Origin of the sequence: Prevotella sp. oral taxon 299 str. F0039, assembly GCF_000163055.2 — a bacterium.
Taxonomy (GTDB): Bacteria; Bacteroidota; Bacteroidia; order Bacteroidales; family Bacteroidaceae; genus Prevotella.
The window spans coordinates 536,257-560,938 of sequence record NC_022111.1 but is presented as its reverse complement, the minus strand read 5'-3'; the positions used below and the strand labels follow the sequence as shown (position 1 = coordinate 560,938).

The 24,682-nt window shown below is 34.9% G+C and carries 20 protein-coding genes; 5 read left to right on the top strand and 15 right to left on the bottom strand.

Annotated elements, in window-relative coordinates; genetic code table 11:
- Nucleotides 1-62: 62 nt before the first annotated feature.
- Nucleotides 63-1,154 carry an aldose epimerase family protein gene (locus HMPREF0669_RS05260; protein ID WP_009227489.1) on the bottom strand — a complete coding sequence of 364 codons (1,092 nt, stop codon included), beginning with the start codon at nucleotides 1,152-1,154 and terminating at the stop codon, nucleotides 63-65.
- Nucleotides 1,155-1,785: 631 nt separating this feature from the next.
- Between HMPREF0669_RS05260 and HMPREF0669_RS05255 the strand changes: the two genes are divergently transcribed.
- Nucleotides 1,786-3,444: an AMP-binding protein gene (locus tag HMPREF0669_RS05255; RefSeq protein WP_009227488.1), complete on the top strand. Its 1,659-nt coding sequence runs from the start codon at nucleotides 1,786-1,788 to the stop codon at nucleotides 3,442-3,444.
- A 162-nt stretch (nucleotides 3,445-3,606) separates the two neighbouring features.
- Here the strand turns inward: HMPREF0669_RS05255 and HMPREF0669_RS05250 are convergent, their stop codons facing one another.
- The 8 genes from HMPREF0669_RS05250 to HMPREF0669_RS05215 form a co-directional block, all read right to left on the bottom strand.
- Complete coding sequence (locus HMPREF0669_RS05250) at nucleotides 3,607-4,359, bottom strand: head GIN domain-containing protein (RefSeq protein ID WP_009227487.1); 753 nt, start codon at nucleotides 4,357-4,359, stop codon at nucleotides 3,607-3,609.
- A 272-nt stretch (nucleotides 4,360-4,631) separates the two neighbouring features.
- Entirely contained in the window at nucleotides 4,632-5,162 is a 531-nt protein-coding gene (locus tag HMPREF0669_RS05245) for a 30S ribosomal protein S16 (protein WP_009227486.1), read from the bottom strand.
- 183 nt (nucleotides 5,163-5,345) lie between these two features.
- Nucleotides 5,346-6,383, bottom strand: coding sequence for a UDP-glucose 4-epimerase GalE (gene galE, locus HMPREF0669_RS05240; RefSeq protein WP_009227485.1), 1,038 nt, complete (start codon nucleotides 6,381-6,383; stop codon nucleotides 5,346-5,348).
- Nucleotides 6,384-6,423: 40 nt separating this feature from the next.
- Nucleotides 6,424-7,239 carry a DUF3108 domain-containing protein gene (locus HMPREF0669_RS05235; protein WP_009227484.1) on the bottom strand — a complete coding sequence of 272 codons (816 nt, stop codon included), beginning with the start codon at nucleotides 7,237-7,239 and terminating at the stop codon, nucleotides 6,424-6,426.
- Nucleotides 7,240-7,265: 26 nt separating this feature from the next.
- Entirely contained in the window at nucleotides 7,266-9,269 is a 2,004-nt protein-coding gene (locus HMPREF0669_RS05230) for an Ig-like domain-containing protein (RefSeq protein WP_020967201.1), read from the bottom strand.
- Nucleotides 9,270-9,319: 50 nt separating this feature from the next.
- Nucleotides 9,320-10,846 (bottom strand): GH3 auxin-responsive promoter family protein, encoded by a 1,527-nt coding sequence (locus HMPREF0669_RS05225; protein WP_009227482.1) that lies wholly within the window; start codon nucleotides 10,844-10,846, stop codon nucleotides 9,320-9,322.
- Nucleotides 10,847-11,002: 156 nt separating this feature from the next.
- Nucleotides 11,003-13,204, bottom strand: a complete 2,202-nt coding sequence (locus HMPREF0669_RS05220) for a tetratricopeptide repeat protein (RefSeq protein WP_009227481.1) — start codon at nucleotides 13,202-13,204, stop codon at nucleotides 11,003-11,005.
- A 27-nt stretch (nucleotides 13,205-13,231) separates the two neighbouring features.
- Nucleotides 13,232-14,143 (bottom strand): ABC transporter substrate-binding protein, encoded by a 912-nt coding sequence (locus tag HMPREF0669_RS05215; RefSeq protein WP_009227480.1) that lies wholly within the window; start codon nucleotides 14,141-14,143, stop codon nucleotides 13,232-13,234.
- A gap of 172 nt (nucleotides 14,144-14,315) precedes the next feature.
- Between HMPREF0669_RS05215 and radA the strand changes: the two genes are divergently transcribed.
- The 4 genes from radA to HMPREF0669_RS05195 all read left to right on the top strand — a co-directional run bounded on the left by radA (nucleotide 14,316) and on the right by HMPREF0669_RS05195 (nucleotide 18,600).
- Complete coding sequence (gene radA / locus HMPREF0669_RS05210; protein ID WP_009227479.1) at nucleotides 14,316-15,725, top strand: DNA repair protein RadA; 1,410 nt, start codon at nucleotides 14,316-14,318, stop codon at nucleotides 15,723-15,725.
- A 17-nt stretch (nucleotides 15,726-15,742) separates the two neighbouring features.
- The gene (queC, locus tag HMPREF0669_RS05205) at nucleotides 15,743-16,411 is read left to right on the top strand and encodes a 7-cyano-7-deazaguanine synthase QueC (protein ID WP_009227478.1); all 669 of its coding nucleotides are present in this window, start codon (nucleotides 15,743-15,745) and stop codon (nucleotides 16,409-16,411) included.
- A 153-nt stretch (nucleotides 16,412-16,564) separates the two neighbouring features.
- Complete coding sequence (gene pgk / locus HMPREF0669_RS05200) at nucleotides 16,565-17,815, top strand: phosphoglycerate kinase (RefSeq protein ID WP_009227477.1); 1,251 nt, start codon at nucleotides 16,565-16,567, stop codon at nucleotides 17,813-17,815.
- 245 nt (nucleotides 17,816-18,060) lie between these two features.
- Nucleotides 18,061-18,600 (top strand): ComF family protein, encoded by a 540-nt coding sequence (locus HMPREF0669_RS05195; protein ID WP_198024633.1) that lies wholly within the window; start codon nucleotides 18,061-18,063, stop codon nucleotides 18,598-18,600.
- Nucleotides 18,601-18,758: 158 nt separating this feature from the next.
- On the opposite strand, the gene nqrF is transcribed toward HMPREF0669_RS05195, so the two are convergent.
- The 6 genes from nqrF to HMPREF0669_RS05165 are packed head-to-tail and all read right to left on the bottom strand — an operon-like array spanning nucleotide 18,759 to nucleotide 24,612.
- The gene (nqrF, locus tag HMPREF0669_RS05190) at nucleotides 18,759-20,030 is read right to left on the bottom strand and encodes an NADH:ubiquinone reductase (Na(+)-transporting) subunit F (RefSeq protein ID WP_009227475.1); all 1,272 of its coding nucleotides are present in this window, start codon (nucleotides 20,028-20,030) and stop codon (nucleotides 18,759-18,761) included.
- A 27-nt stretch (nucleotides 20,031-20,057) separates the two neighbouring features.
- Complete coding sequence (gene nqrE, locus HMPREF0669_RS05185) at nucleotides 20,058-20,684, bottom strand: NADH:ubiquinone reductase (Na(+)-transporting) subunit E (RefSeq protein ID WP_009227474.1); 627 nt, start codon at nucleotides 20,682-20,684, stop codon at nucleotides 20,058-20,060.
- 1 nt (nucleotide 20,685) lies between these two features.
- Nucleotides 20,686-21,312, bottom strand: a complete 627-nt coding sequence (locus tag HMPREF0669_RS05180; protein ID WP_009227473.1) for an NADH:ubiquinone reductase (Na(+)-transporting) subunit D — start codon at nucleotides 21,310-21,312, stop codon at nucleotides 20,686-20,688.
- 6 nt (nucleotides 21,313-21,318) lie between these two features.
- Nucleotides 21,319-22,050: an NADH:ubiquinone reductase (Na(+)-transporting) subunit C gene (gene nqrC, locus HMPREF0669_RS05175; RefSeq protein WP_009227472.1), complete on the bottom strand. Its 732-nt coding sequence runs from the start codon at nucleotides 22,048-22,050 to the stop codon at nucleotides 21,319-21,321.
- Between the two features lie 4 nt (nucleotides 22,051-22,054).
- Nucleotides 22,055-23,215 carry an NADH:ubiquinone reductase (Na(+)-transporting) subunit B gene (locus tag HMPREF0669_RS05170; RefSeq protein ID WP_009227471.1) on the bottom strand — a complete coding sequence of 387 codons (1,161 nt, stop codon included), beginning with the start codon at nucleotides 23,213-23,215 and terminating at the stop codon, nucleotides 22,055-22,057.
- Nucleotides 23,216-23,262: 47 nt separating this feature from the next.
- A complete protein-coding gene (locus HMPREF0669_RS05165; protein ID WP_009227470.1) occupies nucleotides 23,263-24,612 on the bottom strand; it encodes a Na(+)-translocating NADH-quinone reductase subunit A in 1,350 nt (449 codons plus the stop codon).
- Between the last annotated feature and the right edge of the window lie 70 nt (nucleotides 24,613-24,682).

Here is a 24,682-nt window from a genome sequence, read left to right as displayed (position 1 = left end):
GATACGGTTCTGCAATCTTCAATAATACTGAGAACATACGATAAATAGTTTTATATCTTGGCTTACTTCTCTACTCCGAATTTATAGATTGTTTTTTGTTTATATTGCTCTCCTGGACGTAATACTACAGAAGGGAAATATGAATGATTAGGAGTATCGGGGAAGTGTTGTGCTTCAAAACATACTGCACTGCGTCGTGGATAAGTTGCACCGTGTTGTCCTGCGAAACCATCTGCCCAGTTATCTGAATAGAATTGCATGCCAGGTTCTGTTGTATACACTTCCATTGTGCGTCCTGAAACTGGTTCTTTAATTCTTGCAGCAAAGCTCAGCTCACCTTCTTCCTTCTTATTTAGAACAAAACAATGGTCGTAACCTGCACCATTCTTTATTTGTTCATGGTTTGCATCAATATCTTTTCCAACAGCTTTTGATGTTCTAAAGTCAAAGGGAGTACCTTCTACAAAACGTATTTCACCAGTAGGAATAGATGTATCATCAATTGGAAGATAATAGTTTGCATTGATTTCGCACTCTAAAGTATCAATAGTTGGAGTTGGATTTCCAATGCCTGTTAATGAAAAGAATCCGTGACTAGTAAGGTTAATAATGGTCTTTTTATTGGTAGTTGCCATATATTCAATAACCAATTCATCGTCATTTGTGAAGGTATATACCACCGTTATTTTTACTTCTCCAGAATAACCTTCTTCTCCATAAGGACTGATATACTTCAAAACCAATGTGTGATTGTTCATTTGGAGAGCATCCCAGACTTTTGCATTAAAACCCGTTTTACCTCCATGTAGAGAATTAGGACCATTATTAATATGCAAAAAATATTCCTTCTTATCTAACTGGAAACGACCTTTTGCAATACGATTTCCATATCGTCCAATCAATGTAGACAAATAAGGTTCTGGCGAATTAATTAAACTTTGGATACTATCATGACTCTGAATAACATTGGCATAATTTCCATTTTTATCGGGTACCATAATAGAAACAATTGCACCACCATAATTGCTTATGGCAACTTCGTTTCCATTCTCATTAGTCAAAAGAAACAAATCAGTCTCTTTGCCGTCAATTGTGGTTTGAAAGTCTGAGCGTTTTAAACCACAAAGATATTCTTTTGCTGTTGTGTTCATCATAAATTGTTTAGCTTAACATTTATGCAAAATAAACGAAAAAAAACGAATAGAACAAATGAACTACTAAAAAAGTACGCCCTCTTAAAGGTTAAAAACATATAATTTATAAGGATAAAATACCTCTTCTCATGATTTATAATAAGTTTTTTAACTTGTATTTATACAAATTCAATGGAAGCATGCCATACACATTAATATTAATAATGCTCTAAAGAGACTACTTCTACAAAGTAGTTTCACACAAAATTATAAAAGTAAAGTTTTATTTTAGGTATAATAAGGGTGCAAAATATAAAAAAAGAATACTATAAAACAGCTTAACTATCAATTCAAAATAAAGGACATAGACGAATACACCTTAATTTTATTATAATCTGATAAACATTTTCATTATAAATACACCAATATTATAGAAAAATACTGAATCAGCCCCCGTATCATAAACAATAAAAGGAAGAAAAAAATTTTGTTAACAGATAAATTAACATTATCTTTGCACATAATTCTCTTCAATGTGCATATCTTTTTTTGTTTTTCAACAGGTAAAGAATGAATGCCAACACAATCAAGATGTGATAGTGAAGAGAACATACAAAACGAGATTGAATATTGATTTTGAATACAAAGAAAAATGGAAATACCTAGTTTTAATAGCCTTATTGAACAGTCAATAATCAAGAATTGGGAGCTTGATGCTTTAACAGATTATAAGGGCGCAACCCTACAATATCGTGACGTAGCTCGTAAGATCGAGAAGCTTCATATTATCTTCCAAAACAGTGGAATAGACAAAGGTGACAAGATAGCAATATGCGGAAGAAATAGCTCAAACTGGGCTGTTGTATTCCTTGCTACCCTTACTTATGGTGCTGTTGCTGTACCTATTTTACACGAATTTATGCCTGATCAGGTTCATAATATAGTGAATCATAGTGAATCAAAATTGCTTTTCGTGGGTGATATGGTTGCTCCAACTATCAAAGAAGAGGAAATGCCTCACCTGGAAGGTATCTTGTTTATTCCTGATTTTTCTCTACTTGTTTCGAGAAGCGATAAACTTACTTATGCAAGAGAACATCTAAATGAAATATTTGGGCAAAAATATCCAAAGTATTTCAGACAAGAACACGTTAATTATTATAAGGAAGAAAGTTCAGAACAACTTCTGCTTATCAATTATACAAGTGGAACTACAGGCTTTTCTAAAGGGGTAATGATCCCTGCAAGAGCTCTATGGAGTAACTATGACTTTGCTACTGGAGTATTAGGTGATAAGATTTCTCGTGGCGATAACATCATAAGCATCTTGCCAATGGCACACATGTATGGCATGATGTTCGAATTCTTATTCGAATTCCTCGTAGGATGCCACATCTATTTCTTAACAAGAATACCTAGTCCTGCAATCATAGCACAAGCATTTGCAGAGGTGAAGCCAGCTGTTATCATTGCAGTTCCATTAGTGATTGAAAAAATTATCCGTAAAAAAGTATTCCCAAAGATTCAAAACAATTTGATGAAGCTATTGCTTAACATGCCAGTTGTGAGCAAGAAAGTAAATCAAAAGATTTGTGAAGAGGTGAAGAATGCCTTTGGCGGCCGCTTCTATGAGATAATTGTTGGTGGTGCGGCATTTAATCAAGAGATTGAACATTTCTTGCATAAGATCAACTTCCCTTACACTGTTGGATATGGAACAACTGAATGTGCACCTATTATTGCTTATGCAGATCACAATGCTTTCGTACCTGGCTCATGCGGAAAAGCTGTTGTTCACATGCAAGTTGAAATTGAAAGTAGTGATCCTCAAAGCATACCAGGTGAGATTCTTGTTAAAGGTCTCAATGTTATGTTGGGCTATTACAAGAACGAAGAAGCTACAAAACAAGTCCTAGACAATGATGGTTGGTATCACACTGGTGACCTTGGTATTATGGATAAAGATGGCAATATCTTTATTAAAGGTCGTTCAAAGAATATGCTTTTAGGTTCGAATGGACAAAATATCTATCCTGAAGAGATTGAAGATAAACTTAATTCTCTTGCTCTTGTAGGAGAAAGTATTGTCCTTCAAAGAGAAGAAAAGCTTGTTGCTTTGGTGCATCCTGATATGGAAGAGGCTGAATCTATGGGCTTCTCAATAGACGACATACAAAAGGTTATGACCCAAAATCTTCAAACATTAAACGAACTAATTCCAGGATATAGCAAGGTATCGGATATTATTTTACATGAAGAAGAGTTTGAGAAGACACCTAAAAAGAGTATTAAACGCTACCTATATAAATAACATCTGTTGACGAGCTCACACTATTTGATTGGAAAAGACACAAAAAGAGAGGCGATAACTCACAATAGAGCTATCGCCTCTTATCATTATTAATAACTTAAAAACTTTACTATTATATAATGAAAAATGTTTTTCTACTATATTTAGAATGGTACTACCCTATTATCGATTTACCCTTAACTGAGTTGTATTAATCGTTCCTGTGCCAAGTTTGGTTTGTTCCCAACTTACTGCAGTTCCTGATAGTCTGATATCACCACTTCCGACTAAGTTACATTTAACCTTTCCACAATCTTTAAGGTACCCTTTAAACTCGCCAGAACCTTTTAATGAAATATCTGTTGCACGTACATTACTTTGTCGAACACTAATATCTCCCGATCCAACTAGTTCATATTTAGCTCCAGAACAACGTAATTGTTTGATTTCCACATCTCCACTTCCACTCATTTTCGCATAAAGATTATCGCATATCACATTATACAAACTAATATCACCTGAACCCAACACAGTTAAAGAAAGATTATCGGAATCTATTTTTCCTTGTGATTTAAAATCTCCAGAACCTTTTACTATCACCGAAGTGAGATCTGGTGAGGTGATATAAATATCTAGATCATCATCTTTAAATGAAAATAAACCAGAAGTCCTTTTATTTCTACTAATCTTTAACGTGGCTCCATCTGATGAAACTAAGACTCTATTAATCTCTTTTTTATCTCCAACAAGTCTTACAGAAACAGTATTACCTTGTAAATAATGGACATCATAACCTCCTTCAACAACAACTTTATGGAAATTCTTCACGTTTCTATCTTCTTGTACATCATCTCTGTCATGTAAAACTGACGCTGAAACAGACATTGTTAATGCGCTCACAGTAAGGGCAATTACTGCCAATATTACTTTTTTCATATTCTTTCTTATTTTATTGGTTATTACAATCTTTAGACGAAAGAGAATAAAAAAAAGTTGCAAGCAACTAACATTTTATTTCGAAAACAATAGTATAGTCTTAAGAAACTATATGAGACACGACCTACAAATGATATCTTTTACAAAGTTACTCATCGCATATTATGAAAATATACGCATTGATATAAATTTAGAACAAAAGGCTTTAAGGAAATAACTAAGTTATTGCCCTTAAAGCCTTTTTATTTTAATCAAGAAATTTTATCTTTCTCTTATTCTGCAACTGCTTCTTCTGTAGCCGTTTCTTCTACAACAGGTTCTTCAACTACATTTGCAGCCTCAGCAGCAGCTTTCTTATCAGCTACCTTTTTAGCGATAGCTTCATTGATTTTCTTTTCTGCTTCTAAGTTCTTTGCTACTAATTCTTTCTTAGCTTTAGCTTCTGCATCACGAATTGTTTGTGTGTTGCTTTCCTTATTTTGCTTCCAAGCTTCAAATTTAGCTTGACAAGTTGCTTCATCGAAAGCACCCTTCTTAACACCACCACGTAAGTGTTTCATTAAGTAAACACCTTCGTTGCTAAGGATGTTGCGTGCAGTATCAGTTGGTTGTGCACCAGCTTCTACCCAATATAATGCACGTTCGAAGTTCAAATCGATAGTTGCAGGATTGGTGTTAGGGTTGTAAGTACCAATCTTTTCAGTAAATTTTCCATCACGTGGAGCTCTTGCATCGGCGATAATAATGCTGTAAAAAGCATAGCTTTTACGACCACCGCGCTGTAATCTGATTTTTGTTGCCATTTAATTTTATTTATTTAATATGTTTGTATTAATGCTGCCAACACGTGACAGCGGGTACAAAGGTACATAGAAAAAACGATATACTACCACTCTAAATCATTATTTGCCATAAGTTTAATAGCATTTAACAATTTAAAAGCAGTGATATTAACCTCTAAGAAGATGTCTTTCTATAACCAAAGATTATGATATTCCGTCTTCACGAAGCTTCAATTGCCACTTCCAAGCCGATGCTAATACTTCTCTAAGTGGTGTTTCTGCCTTCCATCCTAACACTTTATTAGCATGGTCTACATTACCCCAAACCTTCTCAATATCACCTTCTCGACGTGGTGCAAAGCTGTAATTTACTTTCACTCCTGTTACTTCTTCAAAAGTATTTAATACTTCAAGAACTGAAATACCTTTACCAGTACCGATATTGAAGTATTCTATTGCATCGCTGTCTTGCTCTAATACACGTTCCATAGCTTTAACATGAGCCTTTGCAAGGTCTACAACATAAATAAAATCTCTAATACATGTTCCATCTTCTGTATCATAATCGTTACCAAATACCTTCAATTCTTCTCTGATTCCGATAGCTGTTTGAGTTACAAAAGGAATAAGGTTCATTGGCACTCCGTTTGGAAGTTCACCGATATGTGCTGATGGGTGCGCTCCAATAGGATTGAAATAGCGTAAAATAATACTCTTAATATTGGCGCCACTATGGATGTAATCATATATAATTTCTTCGTTTATTTGCTTTGTATTGCCATAAGGAGACATCGCTTTTTGTATTGGTGCTTCCTCTGTTACAGGCAAATATTCTTTTGATGGCTGTCCATATACTGTACAAGAAGAACTGAAGATAATTCCTTTTACATTATATTTAGGCATCAATTCAAGTAAATTAATAAGAGAATCTATATTATTACGATAATACATAAGCGGTTTTTCAACGCTCTCTCCAACCGCTTTACTTGCTGCAAAGTGAATAATTCCCTTAATATTAGGATATTTCTTAAAAACATTTTCAACTGCTACATAGTCCTTTAAGTCAACTTCTTCAAACGCAGGACGAATGCCAGTAATCTTTTCTATACCATTGAGAACCTCTACTTTTGAATTGGATAGATTATCAACAATAACAACGTTATAACCAGCTTGTTGTAGTTCTACAGTTGTATGTGAACCAATAAAGCCAGTACCACCAGTTACTAGAATTGTTTGTTTCATGTTCGTTTATTTTATATTGTTATTTCTTTATTTTGATTTTTTATTGTACTTCTGATGTTATGGAGTTCTTTACACCTTTCATTCCCACTAAAAATGCCTTTGCACTTCCAAACTTTAAAAACATATCCAGACGTATTGGAACGTGGTTAGAATCATCGGTTACAAAGAAACGAATAATCTCTTTATTCTTATTTTCCTCTTGTTCCAAGTAAGAAAGCTCTAAACAGCGATATTTTTTACCATTATCTGCTTTGATAACTTTCTTTCCATTATATCTAATAAGAGCTTTTTGGATATGTCCTCCATCTGCAATTGTAAATGAAATCATGTTTCCATACTTCCATCCTTCTGGATTAAAAGAACGTGCTCTCAACACAATATTCAACATATCGTAAACACATTCATTGAAAGTTGTGGTCTTCCACTCATGCTCTCCATCTCTTCTTTGACGATGTTGTTTAAGCGTCGGCTTATTATTTGCATACGAATAGAACACTTCATCCACAGTATATTGCTTATCATGTCGTGATCCTTTTCTAAAATATAGAGGTTCTAAGCCTAATGAACTATAGCAAAGAATAGTATCACGAAGAACAAAATAACGATCTGCTTGTTCGCTTCCGCTCGTCAATAATGCCGCTCTATAGGCTGGATTACCTTTATAATGGCTTTGAACTAACGACATCGAGGCTGTTCCTGCCTTCACCCAAACAAACTGCCAGTTATAATACATATTGTAACTAAGGAACTCTCCGCTTTTAAATGCTGTGTTCTTAAAACTGCATTGCGCATGAATAGGCAGATAAACACAAAGAAACAATATTGCAATAGCTATAAACGAACTAAATCTTTTCATCTTTTCTTTCCTCAAAAAATATTACACTACAATGATTTAGGCAAATATTCTAACCCTTTCTCACGTGCTCTATCTAGATTTCGATGTCGAATTGTTTTTTTATTGTCAGCCTTTTGTTTGGTAATTTCACCTGGTTTCTGAGCATTCAGTGGTTTACCTTTCAGATTCCAAGATACAGTTACATCCCATTTGGCCTTACATTCTACTTTTTCAGGATAATAATAAACCTCTTCGGGCTGCTCATTTCGTGCATAATCGCCAGTATCCCAAAGTCCATTTTTGTTTCTATCAATAAACGCTCTCACATAATATGTACTTGGTTCAACATAGAACATCTCGACAGTAGACTTGCTGGTTTCAATTTGTTTCACCACCTTATCAGAGTTATTCAATAACTGCAATACAACATTCTCATTGTCTACTCCACTTAAAGTAAATAAGATTGTAGAATATTCGTCTAGCGCTTTGATTCTAAATCCTTGTTTTTCTTTTCCTGAAACCGATCCATAAAGGTCTACAAAAGCCATAGAATCTAACTCAAGACTATACTCTGCACTAGGTTTCCACTCTGCTTTCAACTCATAAAAGCGATTTGCAGGAGATGCAATAGTAACATAAGTAGAGTCAGGAGGGCTAATAACCTGAGGTGATAATATATACCTAGCTTGATACCAAAGACTATCATGCTTTACAAACAGATGCACTTTAGATGTATCTACTTTTACTATTGGATTTTTTAACGATAATAGAATATTTCTATCAGGAGCCATTTGACCTGAAGGGCTGATTTCTATCCGAAGCTTTTCTTTAGGCATAATCGAATCGAAAGGCTCTCCTTTCTTCTTCAACTTCTCTTGCTTCTTCTTCCAAGTCTCATGTGCCTGTTCTTGAAGTTTCAAACGCTTAGCATAAGAAAGACGTGGAACAAGCGGCAAAGTATCTAACTTTTCTTTCAAAGTCCCAGTACTATCAGTTGCCAAGAACTTTATTTCCACCTCCAAACTATCATTATTAACCAAGGCAGTGTCCTTTATCCAATAAGTAAGCGAATCTCTTTTAGCAGATGTTTCGATTAAGAAAGCATCTTTACTCTTGAAGTTTAAGCCTCTAATTTGTGGTAAATCCTTACTTCCCGAGCTGAAATACAACGAGAAAGCCTCTGGTTCTTTACGCTCACTCTTCAAGAAATAACGATCAGTATTTTGCTCTGTAAAGGCTTTTAGCACAATATTATCAGGCAAAAAGCGAGTATAAGGCTTTTGAATAATATTCTTTATACGAAGCGAATCTGCCCAAATGGTATCTTGACGAATATCTCCTTGAAACGAAGGAGTTATGAGTTCATTTGTAAAAGCAATTCGTTCACTCTTTTGATTGAAATAATAATTGGCATCAGCATCTTGCAAAGCGTAAATACGATAGGTTCCACTTGCAACACCTTTTATTACGAAACGGCCTCTACTATCGGTTCTCGACACACGCAACATCGCTTTCTTCGTAAACGCAACATTGGTTGTATCAGAGTATAAACCAACTAAAATACCTTTTATTGGCTCCAAATTTTCAGCATCTAACACACAACCACTCACCTCAAGTGTATCGATTTTATCTCCAGTAGAGAAGCTATAAGTATAGTTTCCCAATGGATTTCCTTCAGTATTGTCTGAGATGGCATCACTGAAGTCTATAGTATAAGTGGTGTTTTGTTTTAGAGAATCACGTAACTTTATATCAATACGCTTTCCTACTCCTTTGATATCGGGAGCTTCTAATTGTGGAGGTGAAATAACAACTTTCTCACTTGGATTATCTAGTTTTATGAATTCATTAAAGAATATGCTAATTCTTTTTTCATTTACGTTTGTTCCTTTATCTTCAGGAATAGCCTTAATCACTCGTGGAGGGATTTCATCATACCATCCACCATCAGGCTGTCCCATCTTAGCACACGAGTAAATGACAAAACAAAGCACAGCCATTAAAGCATAAAACGACCGCCTCATTATCCTATTATCACTCTTATTTGTCATCAATATATATATATTTAATATATTATTATTCAAATAATTACAGAAAAGTATTAATCTTTTACTTCGCCATTGTAATTATATTGCAATAACTCTTCTATTATTTTACGTTCATTATTCAAACGAGGCACTTTATGTTGACCACCTAACTTACCTTTACTCTTAAGCCAATCGTTAAACAAGTTCTCACGTGCCACCACCACTTCAAGGTGTTGTAGGGTTATATCATTAAAGCGTTTCGCCTCATAATCGCTATTAATCTCTTGTAAGTGTTTATCTAAAAGCTGTGTAAAACGTGAGATATCATCTGGGAATCTACTAAATTCTATTAGCCACTGATGTCTACAATGGGCATTTTCGTCCATATAAACAGGAGCTGCCGTATATTCTTTTATCTCTGCATTTGTTGTCTTACAAGCATAAGCCAATCCCTTCTCGGCATTATCTATAATCAATTCCTCACCAAAAGCATTAATAAATGATTTTGTTCTACCAGTGATCTTGAATTTATAAGGATTGATAGATGTAAAGGAAATGGTATCGCCTATGATGTAACGCCATAGTCCACACGATGTAGTTATAACCATTGCATAATTTACTCCCACCTCTATTCCTTCTAAAGGAACCACAGTTGGGCATTCATTATAGAACTCACTCATCGGTATAAACTCATAGAACACATCGTAGTCGCACATTAAGAGCATTGAAGGATCATTCAAATCACTTTGTATTCCGAAGAATCCTTCACTTGCATTGTATGTTTCCATATAATGCATATTAGGGTTTTTAATGATCTGTTCGTATTGCTTTCGATAAGGAGTAAAGGCAATTCCACCATGAAAAAACACCTCTATATTTGGCCAAACCTCGTCGATTGTGGTTTTCTTCGACTGCTCTAGTACTTCTACCAATACAGAAAGCATCCACGAAGGTACTCCCGAAATATTCGTAATATTCTTTCCTAATGTTTCAAGAGCAATCAATTTACGCTTCACCTCGAAATCACTTAGCAAAGCAGTTTGTTTCTTTGGTACACGAACAAAATTAACTAAAGGATTAATATTCTCAATTAAGATAGCACTTAAGTCGCCAACTAAGCTGTTTTTTACATTGTAATTAGGACTATGACTACCGCCAAGAATAAGTCCTTTACCATCAAACATTCTGCTGTTAGGCACGTTTTCTAAATAAAGAGAAACGCAATCTGAACCACCTTTATAATGAATATTCTTTAAACCTACCTTTGAAACAGGAATAAACTTACTTTTATCGTTGGTTGTTCCTGATGATTTAGCATACCATTTCACTGTTCCAGGCCAAAGAATATCTTGCTCTCCCTGACGCATTCTATCAATATCGTCTTTTAAATCTTCGTAAGTATTTAGAGGAACTGATTGAGCAAATTGTTGATAAGTATTTACAGTTGAAAGATTATGACATCTTCCATACTCTGTATTTTGTCCTTGTTGAAGTATATTTCGCAACACATTATGCTGTAAAGCCACTGCACCTTGCTGATGAAGGAGCAATTCTTTCTGACGACTTTTAAAAGCTTTACCTACAATGCTAGTTAAGTTCATTGTTCTATTACTATATTTTTAAATTACAAAGATACTTCAATATTTTGTTATAGCACTGCTTTTATGTATTTTTTTAGCGTTGTTTGTATCCTTTACGGCATAAAAAAACATCCCCAAATGGAGATGTTTCATTATTATTGAATGAATGTAAAGTAATTAATTTGCAGATTCTTCGAAGATTAAATCAAGCATAATATTACATTCGGCGTCGCTATAAAGATAGTTTTTAAAGAATATTCTATCGTTAGCAAAATCTTTTTGCAATTTTATGCGAGCCTCTTCTTTTTCCAACTTCAATGATTCGATATATTGCTTAAATATCTTCACCGCTTCTTCCACTTCGCTATTTGCCCATAAAGCATAAGACATGTTTAAATAATCCGAAATCATTTGGTTGTTAGATTCAAACAAACTGCGATATATTTTTATTGAATCTTCTGCACGTTTCTGCAACAAATACCCCCAAGCTATTGCACGCTTAACATCCCAATTATCAGACTTTTCAATATTTAACTTAAAGAGTATATTCATACCTTCATTGAGTTCGCCTTCATTAAGAAGAGCTATTGCTTTATTAAACTGATAAGAGAACTTATCTGGAATATGCTGAAGTAATTTTGAATAGTATTCAATTGCCTTTTTATTGTGTTCAAGATACAATTCACTCTGCGCCAATCCTTGCAACGCTTTTATGTCGTTTGAATCTTCGGTATAGAGCATTTCATAGTAAACTTTGGCCGAAATATAACTTCCTTTTTGCAAATAATACAACGCAGCAAGGTGCTTTAATCCCCTATCTGTTCTGTTTTCATAAGCAGAAAGAATATAGGGTATTTCGTTATACATTTTCTTCTTCATCAAAAAGCGCACTAATTCAGGTGCAAAAGCATTCAAATTAGTATCTAAAAGCAATGGATTTACAAAGAAAAAAAATTGCTTTTCTGAACGACTATAATTGAAGGGGTTGAAGAATACATTTTTGAATGTAGACAAACGGAAAAATCTATACAAATCTTGCAGATAGGTTCTGCGAATATAAGAAGGTGATTTTAAATTCCCAACTATCATATTATCGGGCAACATTCCGCTGTTTTCAAACATCTCTTTCATGTTTGCTGGTAAGGAAGTGATGACCTGCGACAAAGACAAAGTAAAGGAATATTTATCCGAATTGCAAAAAGGTCCGTTGTTCATCAATTCTTTGATAAACTTACTCTCTCCTATTTTATCTACCAAAGACGCTACCTCTGGGTGATGAAAACTAAAAGGAGTGAACCAATTATTTAATCTGTAGAAGAAAGAGAAGCTTTTCATTCGAGCGAAACCGCCGAAATAAATATCTGCACCTGCTTTCTGCATGTCTTTCATTTTATCTATACTTGCCTCTAACTTCTCAATATCTTGCTCGCTAGAATGTTGTCCTAAGATATCTTTAAGGTTATCTTTTTCCAAGTCGATGATATCTGAAGAGTTCAAAGAAAAATGGTCATTTCCCATGATATTGGGCAGAATATTCTTCTGAAGTTCTTCATTATCGGCATCGGTATTTTTGCAATAGAACACTTGAAGTTGCAATTCATACAGCTCTTTAGCACCTTTTTTAGCAATTACCTCATCTACGATCTCTTTTATTTCGGGATATAATTCGGTTTCTAACGATGGTAAAGTGAAAGCAAATCCAACCAAAGCACGTTGTTTAACCTCTTCATCTTCTGCATTTAAATATAACGCTACTAATGTTTTCAACTTATTGAGATCAAACACTTGCATTGCTCCTAGCGTTATTGCAGATACAATTTGTTGAACATCTGATGTTTCTATTGTTGGAGAAAGCAACAGGGTTTGAAATGAAAGGGCAAAAGACTCGCTCCATTGATGCGACACAACAATAGCATTAAATAATCGTGACAGATAATTATAATGTTCGGAATATATTTGCTTTTGCTTGCTTGCTTTGTTTGAATCTAGCTCTAACGAAAGCATTGTAACCTCTTGTACAAACTGCGTTAGAGCCTTTTCGATCTCTTCAAAGGCAAAAATATCCTGACCTAAAGAGGGTTCTTTAGTTACAGGAGTTAGGTTTTTATCTTTGAATACATCAATTGATGCATTCATAGCTATTACGTATAACCTTTGTAAAAGAGAGGAATAAAGTTGATTGCGTTGCTCGTCTACATAGCCTTTTAGCATATATTCTTTCATCAAATCATACTCTTTCTTTATTTCTTCTACTTGTTCTAACTGCGAGAAAGAGTCATTTTTTGAAAGATATTGATGAAGAAAGGCAATGGCTTTACTAATATTTTTATCTTTAATAATGAGGTGTTTAACCTCATTTAATGTTTTCGATTGTATCACAATAAAAGTTCTTATTTATTATATCTATCAATTACTGCCTAAATACTTTTGCATTAAAGCTTTAGACTCATTACTTACAGAGGTAATGTGTTGATATTTATCGTATTTTATACTTGCAGCAACGTCTTCAGATTGATGACAGTACTTCTTAATAATTGCAGAATAAGCAAATAATCCATTCTTATTTATAGAGTCACAAGCAGCATTATAAACCTCTGCTAATACCTTTATTTGTTGTTTTTTATGTTCTATGGAAAAACTTTTCTTCCTAAATGCCAACACACCTAACGAAACTTTAAGATCTCTGCTATCACTTAACAAATTATTCTTTCTATGCAATGCCATCGTTGCTTGTGGTTCTGGAAGCCACGCAGCATCCAATTCATTATTGGTTAACATCTTTAATCGTATCGCAACATCATTCACCTGAATTCGATAAAAGGGGTCTTTTAGCTTTACACTCTCGAATACTTTCGTTGTTAAATAGTCGATTGCAGAATAACGAGTCATTGCAATCATCTTATCATTAAACTGATAAGTGTGCTTTAGACGAGCAATTCTATTAGCTATTAACTTCCATGATTTATTGGTTACCGATAAATATTGAACGGGTAAACCTTTGGTTTCGATACGCATTGTGCGTGCAAGATCTGAAAACATACCATCAACTGTTCCCGAAATAAAAGCAGTATCACAATCCATATCTGCCTTAAACCGCATCAAACGAACATCAAGTTCTTTTGCAGAGAACATTTTTCTTTCTTTCGCAATGAATAAAGGCAGACAGTCTAACGTTGGAGTTACAGCTATCTTTAGTGCCAAAGAATCCATTTTTCTTTGCTTTTCTTTCTCTTGTTTTTTTTGTTCTTGTGAGCTATTGTTTGCACATCCTCCTAAGAAAACAAGAAAAGCAAACAATAAGATGGTAATATTTTTCATATAATTGTATTCATTTCATACTATAACATAGTATTGCAAAAGTAATAATTATTTTCCTAACTAAGAAATTATTACTACTTTTGTCTAGCACTTAATATGGAACATTATTTATATAATATTGCTAGTGCAAGATAAAGAAAATTGACAACAACAAAATATAAGAAACAATTAGATGGTAAAAGACAAAATTGCTTATGTTTGTTCAACTTGTGGTTTCGACTCAGCAAAGTGGATTGGCAAGTGTCCTGCGTGTGGAGAATGGAACACTTTTAAAGAGTTTAGGCTCGGAAGTAACAGCAAAAAAGCAACAAGCAGAAGCACAATAGCAAGTAGCACACATCACCTTGCAAGTCAAGAGAATAAGCCTTTGCGCTTAAATGAAATATCGGGAAGCGAAGCGCCACGCATTAGTATGAACGATGGGGAACTAAATCGTGTTCTTGGAGGTGGACTTGTAAGGGGGTCTATCACTCTACTTGGCGGAGAACCAGGAATTGGAAAGAGTACTCTTACCATGCAAACTCTTTTGTCTTTGTCTCACCTTAAAGTGTTATATGTAAGCGGTGAAGAGAGTGCTTACCAACTAAAGATGCGTGCCGAACGTTTATCTAAAGGCTTAAAGGAAACTTCTATCGACCATGATAACCTTATTATATTATGTGAAACATCATTGGAGACAATCTTTGAGCAGATCATTAACATTCAACCAGAGTTGATAATTATAGATTCTATTCAAACTATTTCTACCGAACAAGTAGAAAGTAGCCCAGGAAGTATCACACAAGTTAGAGAATGTTCGTCACAACTCCTGCGTTTTGCAAAGACAACTAACACGCCAGTTCTTCTCATTGGACACATCAATAAAGAAGGAACTTTCGCAGGTCCCAAGGTACTTGAGCATATCGTTGATACGGTTATTATGTTTGAAGGTGACCAACATCACATTTATAGAATACTTAGAGCCACTAAAAATAGATTCGGAAGTACCTCTGAACTGGGTATATATGAGATGAGAGATACAGGGCTTCGCCAAGTAGAAAATCCATCGGAGCTACTTTTATCGCAAGATCTTAGTGGTTTATCAGGTGTCGCCATCAGTTGTGCAATTGAGGGTGCACGACCTTTAATGCTTGAAACTCAAGCATTAGTGTCAACTGCTGCTTATGGAACTCCACAGCGTTCTGCAACGGGTTTTGAGCAGCGTAGGCTCAATATGCTATTGGCTGTGCTTGAAAAACGTGTGGGATTTAAACTAATGCAAAAAGACGTTTTCCTTAATATTGCTGGTGGTTTGCGTGTAACCGATTTAGCAATGGACCTCAGTGTTATTGTGTCTGTATTATCAAGTAATGTAGATACACCGATAGATGTGGGTTGGTGTATGGCTGGAGAGGTTGGACTTAGCGGTGAAGTACGCACGGTTAGTAGAATAGAGCAACGCATTTCTGAAGCAGAAAAGCTTGGATTTACACACATGATTATACCTCAAAATAATCTACAAGGATTCGATGTGAAGAAATATTCTATACAACTTCACCCAGTAAAGAAGGTAGAAGAGGCTTTAAGAATATTATTTGGATAATTTACTTATATATCAATATGAAGGATTCTATTATTATAGTAAGTGGTGGAATGGATTCTATCACCCTACTCTATGATAAGAAAGACGAGATAGCTTTAGGCATTTCGTTTAACTATGGCAGTAATCATAACAACAAAGAGATACCCTTTGCTAAAATGCATTGTGAGCATTTAGGTATTCAACATATCACTATTGATTTAGATTTCATGCATCAGTATTTTAAAAGTAGTCTACTAGAAGGTGCCGAAAAGATACCTGAAGGCCACTATGCAAGCGACAATATGAAATCAACCGTTGTACCTTTTAGAAATGGTATCATGCTTTCTATTGCCATTGGAATAGCAGAAAGCAACGGGTTAAAAAAGGTGCTCATTGCCAATCATGGCGGAGATCACACTATTTATCCTGATTGTAGAAACGATTTTATCGAGGCAATGAACCTGGCTTCGCAAGCAGGAACATTTGTAAACATCACTATAGAAGCACCTTATACTCATATAACAAAAGGCGATATTGCAAAAATTGGTAAAAAATTAGACATTAATTTTGCTGAAACCTGGAGCTGTTATAAAGGAGAAGAACATCATTGTGGCGTATGTGGTACATGCATTGAACGCAAAGAAGCATTACAAGAAGCTGGCATTAAAGACACTACTATTTATTCAGAAAACACATCTTCAAAATAAGAAAAAGAGTTCTAATAGAGAAGATATTTTTCTTTTGTGCCAACAGAAAACAAAAAACAGCAAAATTATATGTGAAATAACCCCTTTATCAGTTTTTTTTGCTATATTTGCGTTATAAATTTAGTATTATTAAATAAATAAAAAATATAAACAATGAAAATCAATGATTTCAACTTTGCTGGTAAAAAAGCAATTGTGCGTGTAGATTTCAACGTTCCTCTTGATAAAGAAGGACATGTTACAGATGAAACAAGAATTCGTGGTGCACTTCCTACACTTAAAAAGGTATTGAATGATGGTGGTGCCCTTATCATGATGAGCCACATGGGCAAACCCAAAGGAAAGGTAAAAGCAGAACTTTCTCTTAGCCAAATTGTGAAAAACGTTTCTGATGCACTTGGTGTTGAAGTTAAATTTGCAAATGATTGCGGTAAGGCTGCACAAGAAGCTGCAGACTTAAAGTACGGAGAAGCTTTATTATTAGAGAACCTTCGCTTCTATCCAGAAGAAGAAGGTAAGCCCGTTGGCATTGATAAAGAGGACCCAAAATACGACGAAGCAAAGAAGGAAATGAAAGAACGTCAAAAGGAGTTTGCTAAGACTCTTGCTTCATATGCAGACGTTTATGTTAATGATGCTTTCGGAACTGCTCACAGAAGACACGCTTCTACAGCTGTAATTGCAGACTACTTTGATAAAGATTCAAAGATGTTAGGTTTCCTAATGGAAAAAGAAGTAACAGCAATCGACAACGTTTTAATGAACGCCCAACATCCTTTCACAGCTATTATTGGTGGCTCTAAAGTAAGCTCTAAGCTTGCTGTTATCAAAAATTTGCTAGACAAAGTAGATAATCTTATCATTGGTGGTGGAATGGGTTACACATTCATTAAGGCACAAGGTGGTAACATTGGAGAATCTCTTCATGAAGATGATTTGATGCCAGAAGCACTTAATGTAATGAAGGCTGCTAAAGAAAAAGGTGTTAACCTTTCACTTTCTACAGCTACAGTTGCTGCAGATAGCTTCTCAAACGATGCTAATCGCAAGGTTGTAGACATCTTTGATATTCCTGCAGGATGGGAAGGAATGGACGCTTCTGAAGAATCTTTAGTACATTGGAAAGAAATTATTCTTAATTCTAAGACTATCCTTTGGAATGGTCCTGTAGGTGTTTTCGAATTTGAAAACTTTGCACACGGAACAGGCGAAATCGCTAAATACGTTGCACAAGCAACACAAGAGAATGGTGCATTCTCTCTAGTTGGTGGTGGAGACTCTGTTGCAGCTGTTAATAAGTTTGGACTTGCAGAGAAAGTTTCTTACGTTTCAACAGGTGGTGGTGCTATGCTTGAAGCTATCGAAGGTAAGATTCTTCCAGGAGTTGCAGCAATCAACGAATAATACTTATATCGAAAAATAAGTAAACATAATTTGAATTAGACAAGGAAGGGATAACTATTAAAAGATAGATGTCCCTTCTTTTTATTTATATGCTACACCTAATAAGTTGCCTTTTTAATCTCATTGCGCCCAAAACATGCATAATCTGCGAGAATAGAGTTAATCACAACGATACATTTATATGTGAGGTTTGTAATTTAACGCTACCTAGAACCAACCATATTCTTAATCCATACGATAACAATATGGCTAAAACCTTTTGGGCAAGATTCCCCATTGAGCGGGCTGCTGCATTGTTTTACTATGAAACAGGTTCCAAAGTTAGTAGACCTATTCAGCTCTTAAAATATTTCAATCGCCCTGATTTAGGAGAAGAGTTAGGACGATTTATAGCACACGAGTTTCAAGAAAAAGACTTCTTTGAAGGTATTTCGTATATCATTCCTATTCCACTCACAAAAGAAAGACTGAAAAAACGTGGTTATAATCAAAGTGAGATGATTGCCAAAGGTATTTCCAAAGTAACCTCAATACCTTTAAGAACTAATGTAATAGCACGTAAGAGGTTTACAACTAGTCAGACAAAAAATGATAGACTAGAACGAATAATAAATGTTGAAGATTCTTTTATTCTTCAAAAGACAAACAAACTCGAAGGAAAACATATTCTTATTGTAGACGACATAGTTACCACTGGAGCTACCATTGCAGCCTGTGGAAGAGAATTAGGCAAAATAAAAGATATCAAAATAAGCGTACTATCTATAGGATATACAAAACTATGATAATATTTGCACTATAGGAAACAATACTTCTAATAAAGAATAAAAACATAAAAAAGTACGATATTTATTATAGTAAAAATTACTTATAATAAATATCGTACTTTTCGTGAACAATAACACTCATTTATCTAATAAATAAGATTCCTTTTTGCTTTTAATTAACCAAAGTTATCGAACATAATGCTTTCAGGTTCAACACCAATACTATACAACATATCTTGTACTGCCTTAGACATTGGACCAGGACCACACATATAATATTCAATGTCTTCAGGTGCATCGTGATCTTTAAGATATGTTTCGTACATCACTTGGTGTACAAATCCTGCAGTATAAGGAACTCCAACTTCATCTGCCTTAGGGTCTGGACGATCTAAAGCTAAATGGAAATGGAAGTTAGGATATTCCTTTTCTAGAGCATGGAAGTCCTCTAAGAAGAATGCTTCACTTAATGAACGAGCACCATAGAAATAGTGCATTTCACGATCACGGGTATGCAATGTCTTAAGCATATGCATAATTTGAGCACGTAAAGGAGCCATACCTGCTCCACCACCAACCCATATCATCTCTTTCTTTGAGTTGAAAATAGGATGGAAATCACCATAGGGCCCACTCATAAGAACCTTATCTCCGGGCTTACGAGAGAAGATATAAGAACTTGCAATACCTGTTGGTACATCTTGGAAGCCTACTTCTGGACGTGGCTTAAATGGTGTTGTTGCAATACGAACCGTAAGAGTTATACGATCACCTTCAGCAGGATAGTTCGCCATAGAATATGCTCTTACAGTATCTTCTGGATTATGTGCTTTCAAAGAGAAGATATTAAAGTTTTCCCAAACAGGCACGTAATCTTCTCCGATATCTTTCTTATCAAAATCTTTATCATAATCAATGCAATCGTAAGCTGGAATCTTTATCTGTGCATAAGAACCTGGAATAAAGTCCATGTGTTCTCCTGGTGGAAGCTCAACAATAAATTCTTTGATGAAAGAACTTACGTTTTTATTCGAAATGACAGTGCACTCCCACTCTTTTACACCCATAACACTCTCAGGAACTTTAACCTTTAAGTCTCCCTTTACTTTGCATTGACAACCTAAGCGCCAATTATCTTTAATTTCTTTACGTGTGAAATGAGAACGTTCAGAATCGAGAATCTCTCCTCCGCCCTCAACAACTTGAAGCTTACATTGTCCACAACTAGCTTTACCTCCACACGCAGAAGGAAGGAATATACCATTTTCATTCAGTGTATTCATTACAGAATTACCCTGTTCTACTGACAAATCCTTTTCTCCATTAATGTTTATTTTGACATTACCACTTGGTGATAAGAACTTCTTTGCTATCAATAAGACAACAACTAATAGAAGAATAATAACCAAAAAGACAATAATGCTAACAATAATAAAACTTTGACTCATAACTTATTAGTTTTCTTCTTCTTTTAATTAAATCTTAATTCCACTAAAACACATCATTGCTAATGCCATCAAACCTACGGTAATGAAAGTAATTCCAAGTCCTTGTAAGGGTTTAGGTACATCGCTATATTGCATCTTTTCACGAATAGCTCCCATAGAAGTAATCGCAATTGTCCAACCAATTCCACTGCCAATAGCATACACGATACTATCTGCTACGCTCTTAATAGCTTGAGTATTTGATGCATCCATATTCACTCTTTGTTGCATAAATAATGATGCTCCCATGATAGCACAGTTTACTGCAATCAAAGGAAGGAATATTCCTAGAGCTGCATATAATGACGGTGAATACTTTTCTACTGCCATTTCTACCAATTGAGTGATACCTGCAATAACTGCAATGAAGAGAATAAAACTTAAATAGCTTAAGTCTGCTCCTTCAATAAGCAAGTCAGGACCTAATACTTTAGTTTGCAATAAATAGTTAATTGGCAATGTTACAAACAACACAAATGTAACTGCAAGACCTAATCCTAATGAAGTTTTTACGTTCTTCGATACTGCTAAGAATGAACACATTCCTAAAAAGAATGCGAAGATCATATTATCGACGAAGATAGATCTAAAGAATAAACTTATTAAATGTTCCATTTTACTTTCTTCCTTTATCAAAATAAGCACGATGAACCCAAATAACTACTCCTAGAAGTATCAATGCCATTGCGGGCATTGTCATCATACCATTATTTAAATAACCTGCATCATACACTCCTTGCGGAATAATTTGGAAGCCTAACAAAGAGCCTCTTCCAAAGAATTCACGGAAACCTCCAACGATTACTAAGATCAAAGCATACCCTAATCCATTTCCTATTCCATCTAGGAAACTAGGCCAAGGTTTATTCATCATTGCGAAAGCTTCGAGTCGCCCCATAAGGATACAATTGGTAATAATCAATCCAACATATACTGAAAGAGCAACACTCACGTCGTAAACAAATGCTTTTAAAACTTGACTTACAATTGTAACAAGTGCAGCAACTACCACCAATTGAACAATAATTCTTATTCGTGTAGGAATGGTATTGCGCATTATTGAAATAATTACGTTTGAGAATGCTGTGATGATTGTAACAGCTAATCCCATAACAATAGCGGGTTTTAACTGTGATGTTACAGCCAAAGCACTACAAATACCCAACACCTGAACCAAGATCGGATTATCTAGGTTAAGCGGTGTGAATAGAACTTCTTTGTTTTGTTTTGAAAATAATGACATGATCTATTATTTTTTATCATTAAAGAACTTAATATACGCTCCTAAACCTTTATGAAGCATTTCTGTAACACCATTCATTGTTAAGGTAGCTCCTGTAACAGCATCAACCTGATTTGCTTGCTTTTCTGGTTCAATCTTCTTTGAAATAGATAACGCTACGGTATTTCTATCATTCGCAAAGATATGTTTAGTCTTAAATAGAGCTTGCCAATTAGCGTTGTCTTTGATTTCAGCTCCAAGTCCAGCTGTCTCACTTGCGTGGTTGAAATATACGCCATAAATGGTTGATTTATCATCATTTACAGCAATATAACCATTAATTGGTCCCCAAAGTCCCATACCATATACAGGAATAACATAAACTTTCTTACCATTTACATTACAATCGAAAAGAGCAAGCTTACCATTTTTGAAATCATCTCCAGTAAGTTTGAAACCATCTTTTACTCCTCCTTGCTCGCCATTGCTAATTACCTTAGCATTTGTATCAATCACCTTATCCCCCAACACGATATCATGATATGCTTTGTTGGTCTCTTCATCTGAGAGATTACGTATATTTAGCGAATTAAGAATCTGCTTTTTCTTATCTAATGCCTCATTAGCATCTTGTCGCGACTTAAATACTTGGAAGACAAGAGCCAACAAGAAAGCTACTACAACTACAAGAACTGTAGAATATATAATAATATATGAGTTTGAATTGGTATCAAATCTCTTTTTATTTCCTTCTGCCATGTCTTTATTTCTTTATGTTTAAACGTTTCATTCTCTTATTAATATTACGTTGAACTACGCAATAGTCAATTAGAGGAGCAAACATATTTCCGAATAAAATAGAAAGCATCATTCCCTCAGGGTAACCTGGATTCATAACACGAATAATGATTGTCATTGCTCCAATCATAAAACCAAAGATGTATTTACCGGTCTCTGTTCGTGCAGATGTAACGGGATCAGTTGCCATAAATACAGCTCCGAAGCAGAATCCACCTAAGATTAGGTGCTCATACCACTCTATTGAAGTCATACCTAAAGACTTGAAAAGAAGTGACATCACAATACCTCCGAAGAAAACACTAAACATTGTTTTCCAACTTGCAATACCTGTCCACAATAATATAATAGCACCTATTGCAATTGCAATAACACTTGTTTCCCCAATAGAGCCAGGAATGAATCCTACAATCATATCAGATATCGAATAAGTGATAGGTGTATGCTGTGCTAACTCACCTAAAGGAGTTGCAGCTGTAAACGAATCAGGAAGGTTATTACCTACTCCTAAGATTGAATTGGTAGATACCCAAACGCTATCTCCTGTCATTGTTGAAGGATAAGAGAAGAATAAGAACGCACGAATACATAACGCTACGTTGAAAATATTCATTCCTGTTCCTCCAAATATCTCTTTACAAATGATTACAGAGAATGCTGTTGCAATTGCAAGAGTCCATAATGGACAGTTAACTGGAACAATTAAAGGAACCAATATACCTGTAACTAGGAATCCTTCTTGTATCTCCTCATTCTTCCATTGCGCCCAAGCAAACTCTATTCCCAATCCAACTGCATAACTTACAATTAGCTTTGGAATTACAGCTAGAAAGCCATAGAAGAAGACTTCGAAGAAACTTGCATCATTATAAGTATTTGATAATGTATAATTGAAATAACCAACGTTATACATTCCAAATAATAATGCAGGAAGAAGTGCAATCACTACAAAACTCATGATTCGCTTTGAATCAATTGAATCATGAATATGAACACCAGTTTTTGAAGTCTCACTCGGAACATATAGGAATGTTTCCAATCCTTCAAAAACACTTTTGAAAGCATGAAGTTTACCTTCTTTCTCAAAAGCAGGCTTTATCTTATCTAGATAATTTCTTAAAGACATAAGAATATATTAATTATAAAACAATCTAATTTTATTAACAATAAGGTTTAAGCGTTTTCCTTTCGGAGCATATCTAACCCCTTACGAACAATTGATTGAAGTTCTAGTTTAGATGAATCAACAAACTCTGCAAGTGCAAAATCTTGTGGAGTTACTTCGTATATACCAAGTTGTTCCATCTTATCTATATCTTCTGCAATGATAGCTTTTATAAGATACTCTCCAAAAATATCCATAGGAAGAACCCTATCATACTCTCCACTCATGATCATATGACGCTCTCCGCCCTTTATTCTACTATCTAAATCATACTCTTTCTTTCCTAATAACCAAGAAAAATAGCTTCTATTAGCAGAATATTGATTGAAACGAGGAAGTATCCAACCAAACATTTCGTTATTATCATCCCCTTCTGGGATTACTGTTACTTCAGAAGAGAATGCTCCAAGATAACCTTCTTCACTGCTCTTCAAACCAGTTAGCGGATTACCATCAATTATTCTGACATGTTGTTCTTTAACTATTCTATCCTTTAAAATAGCAGAAAAAGGAGTTCCAACTATTGTTTCAACATAAGAAGGTTCGTTTATCATACTACCAGCAACTGCAACTAAGCGAGTAAAATCAAGCGTTCCTTTATTCAATAAACGACCAATAAAAATCACTACCATTGGATCTACCATCCAAACAACTTCTCCTTTATTCACAGGATCAAGATGATTCACTTGAATAGAAGCATTACCTGCAGGACAAGGACCATCAAAAACGTTTACTTCAACATCTTTTGCATCTAGTAAAGCTTCACTTGTTTGATTACATCCAATACCTAAATATGTTTTTGCCACACGTGAAAGAGCTGTTAATCCACTTTGAAACTCTTTCTCATTACCTTTCAATTCAAATTCAAAGTCTGCAGAAAGAGGCATATCTCTGAATGCAGAAACAAAAATAGATTTAGGCTTTACTGATGTATTTGTTGACACGCCATAAGGTAATTGGGTAATATAACCCAACAATCCTGCTGAAGATAAAAGTGTAAGTAACTCGTCATCTGAGAAGTTCGAATGTCCTTTTACCTCAAATTCTTTATACTCCTGCGCTTCAGAAGCAAGAACTTTAACGTAAAGAACCTTACGTCTGTCTCCTCGAACGATTTCTTTTATCGTTCCACTTACTGGAGAAGTAAATACAACATCTTCAAAATCTTTGTTCACAAATAAAGGATCTCCAACCTTAACATTATCACCTTCTCGCACAACTACTTTTGGACGTACGCCAATAAAACTGCTTGGAGCAAGGGCATATTCGCCTTTTATCTCCAAAACATCTTTTCTTTCCTTCGCTTTGCCTTTTAGGTTTATGTCTAAGCCCTTACGTAACTTAATTACATTTGCCATAAAATTTATATAACTAATAGACTAAAAGTTTATCAAATCAATTCTTCCTTTAGAAAAGAGAATACCAAAT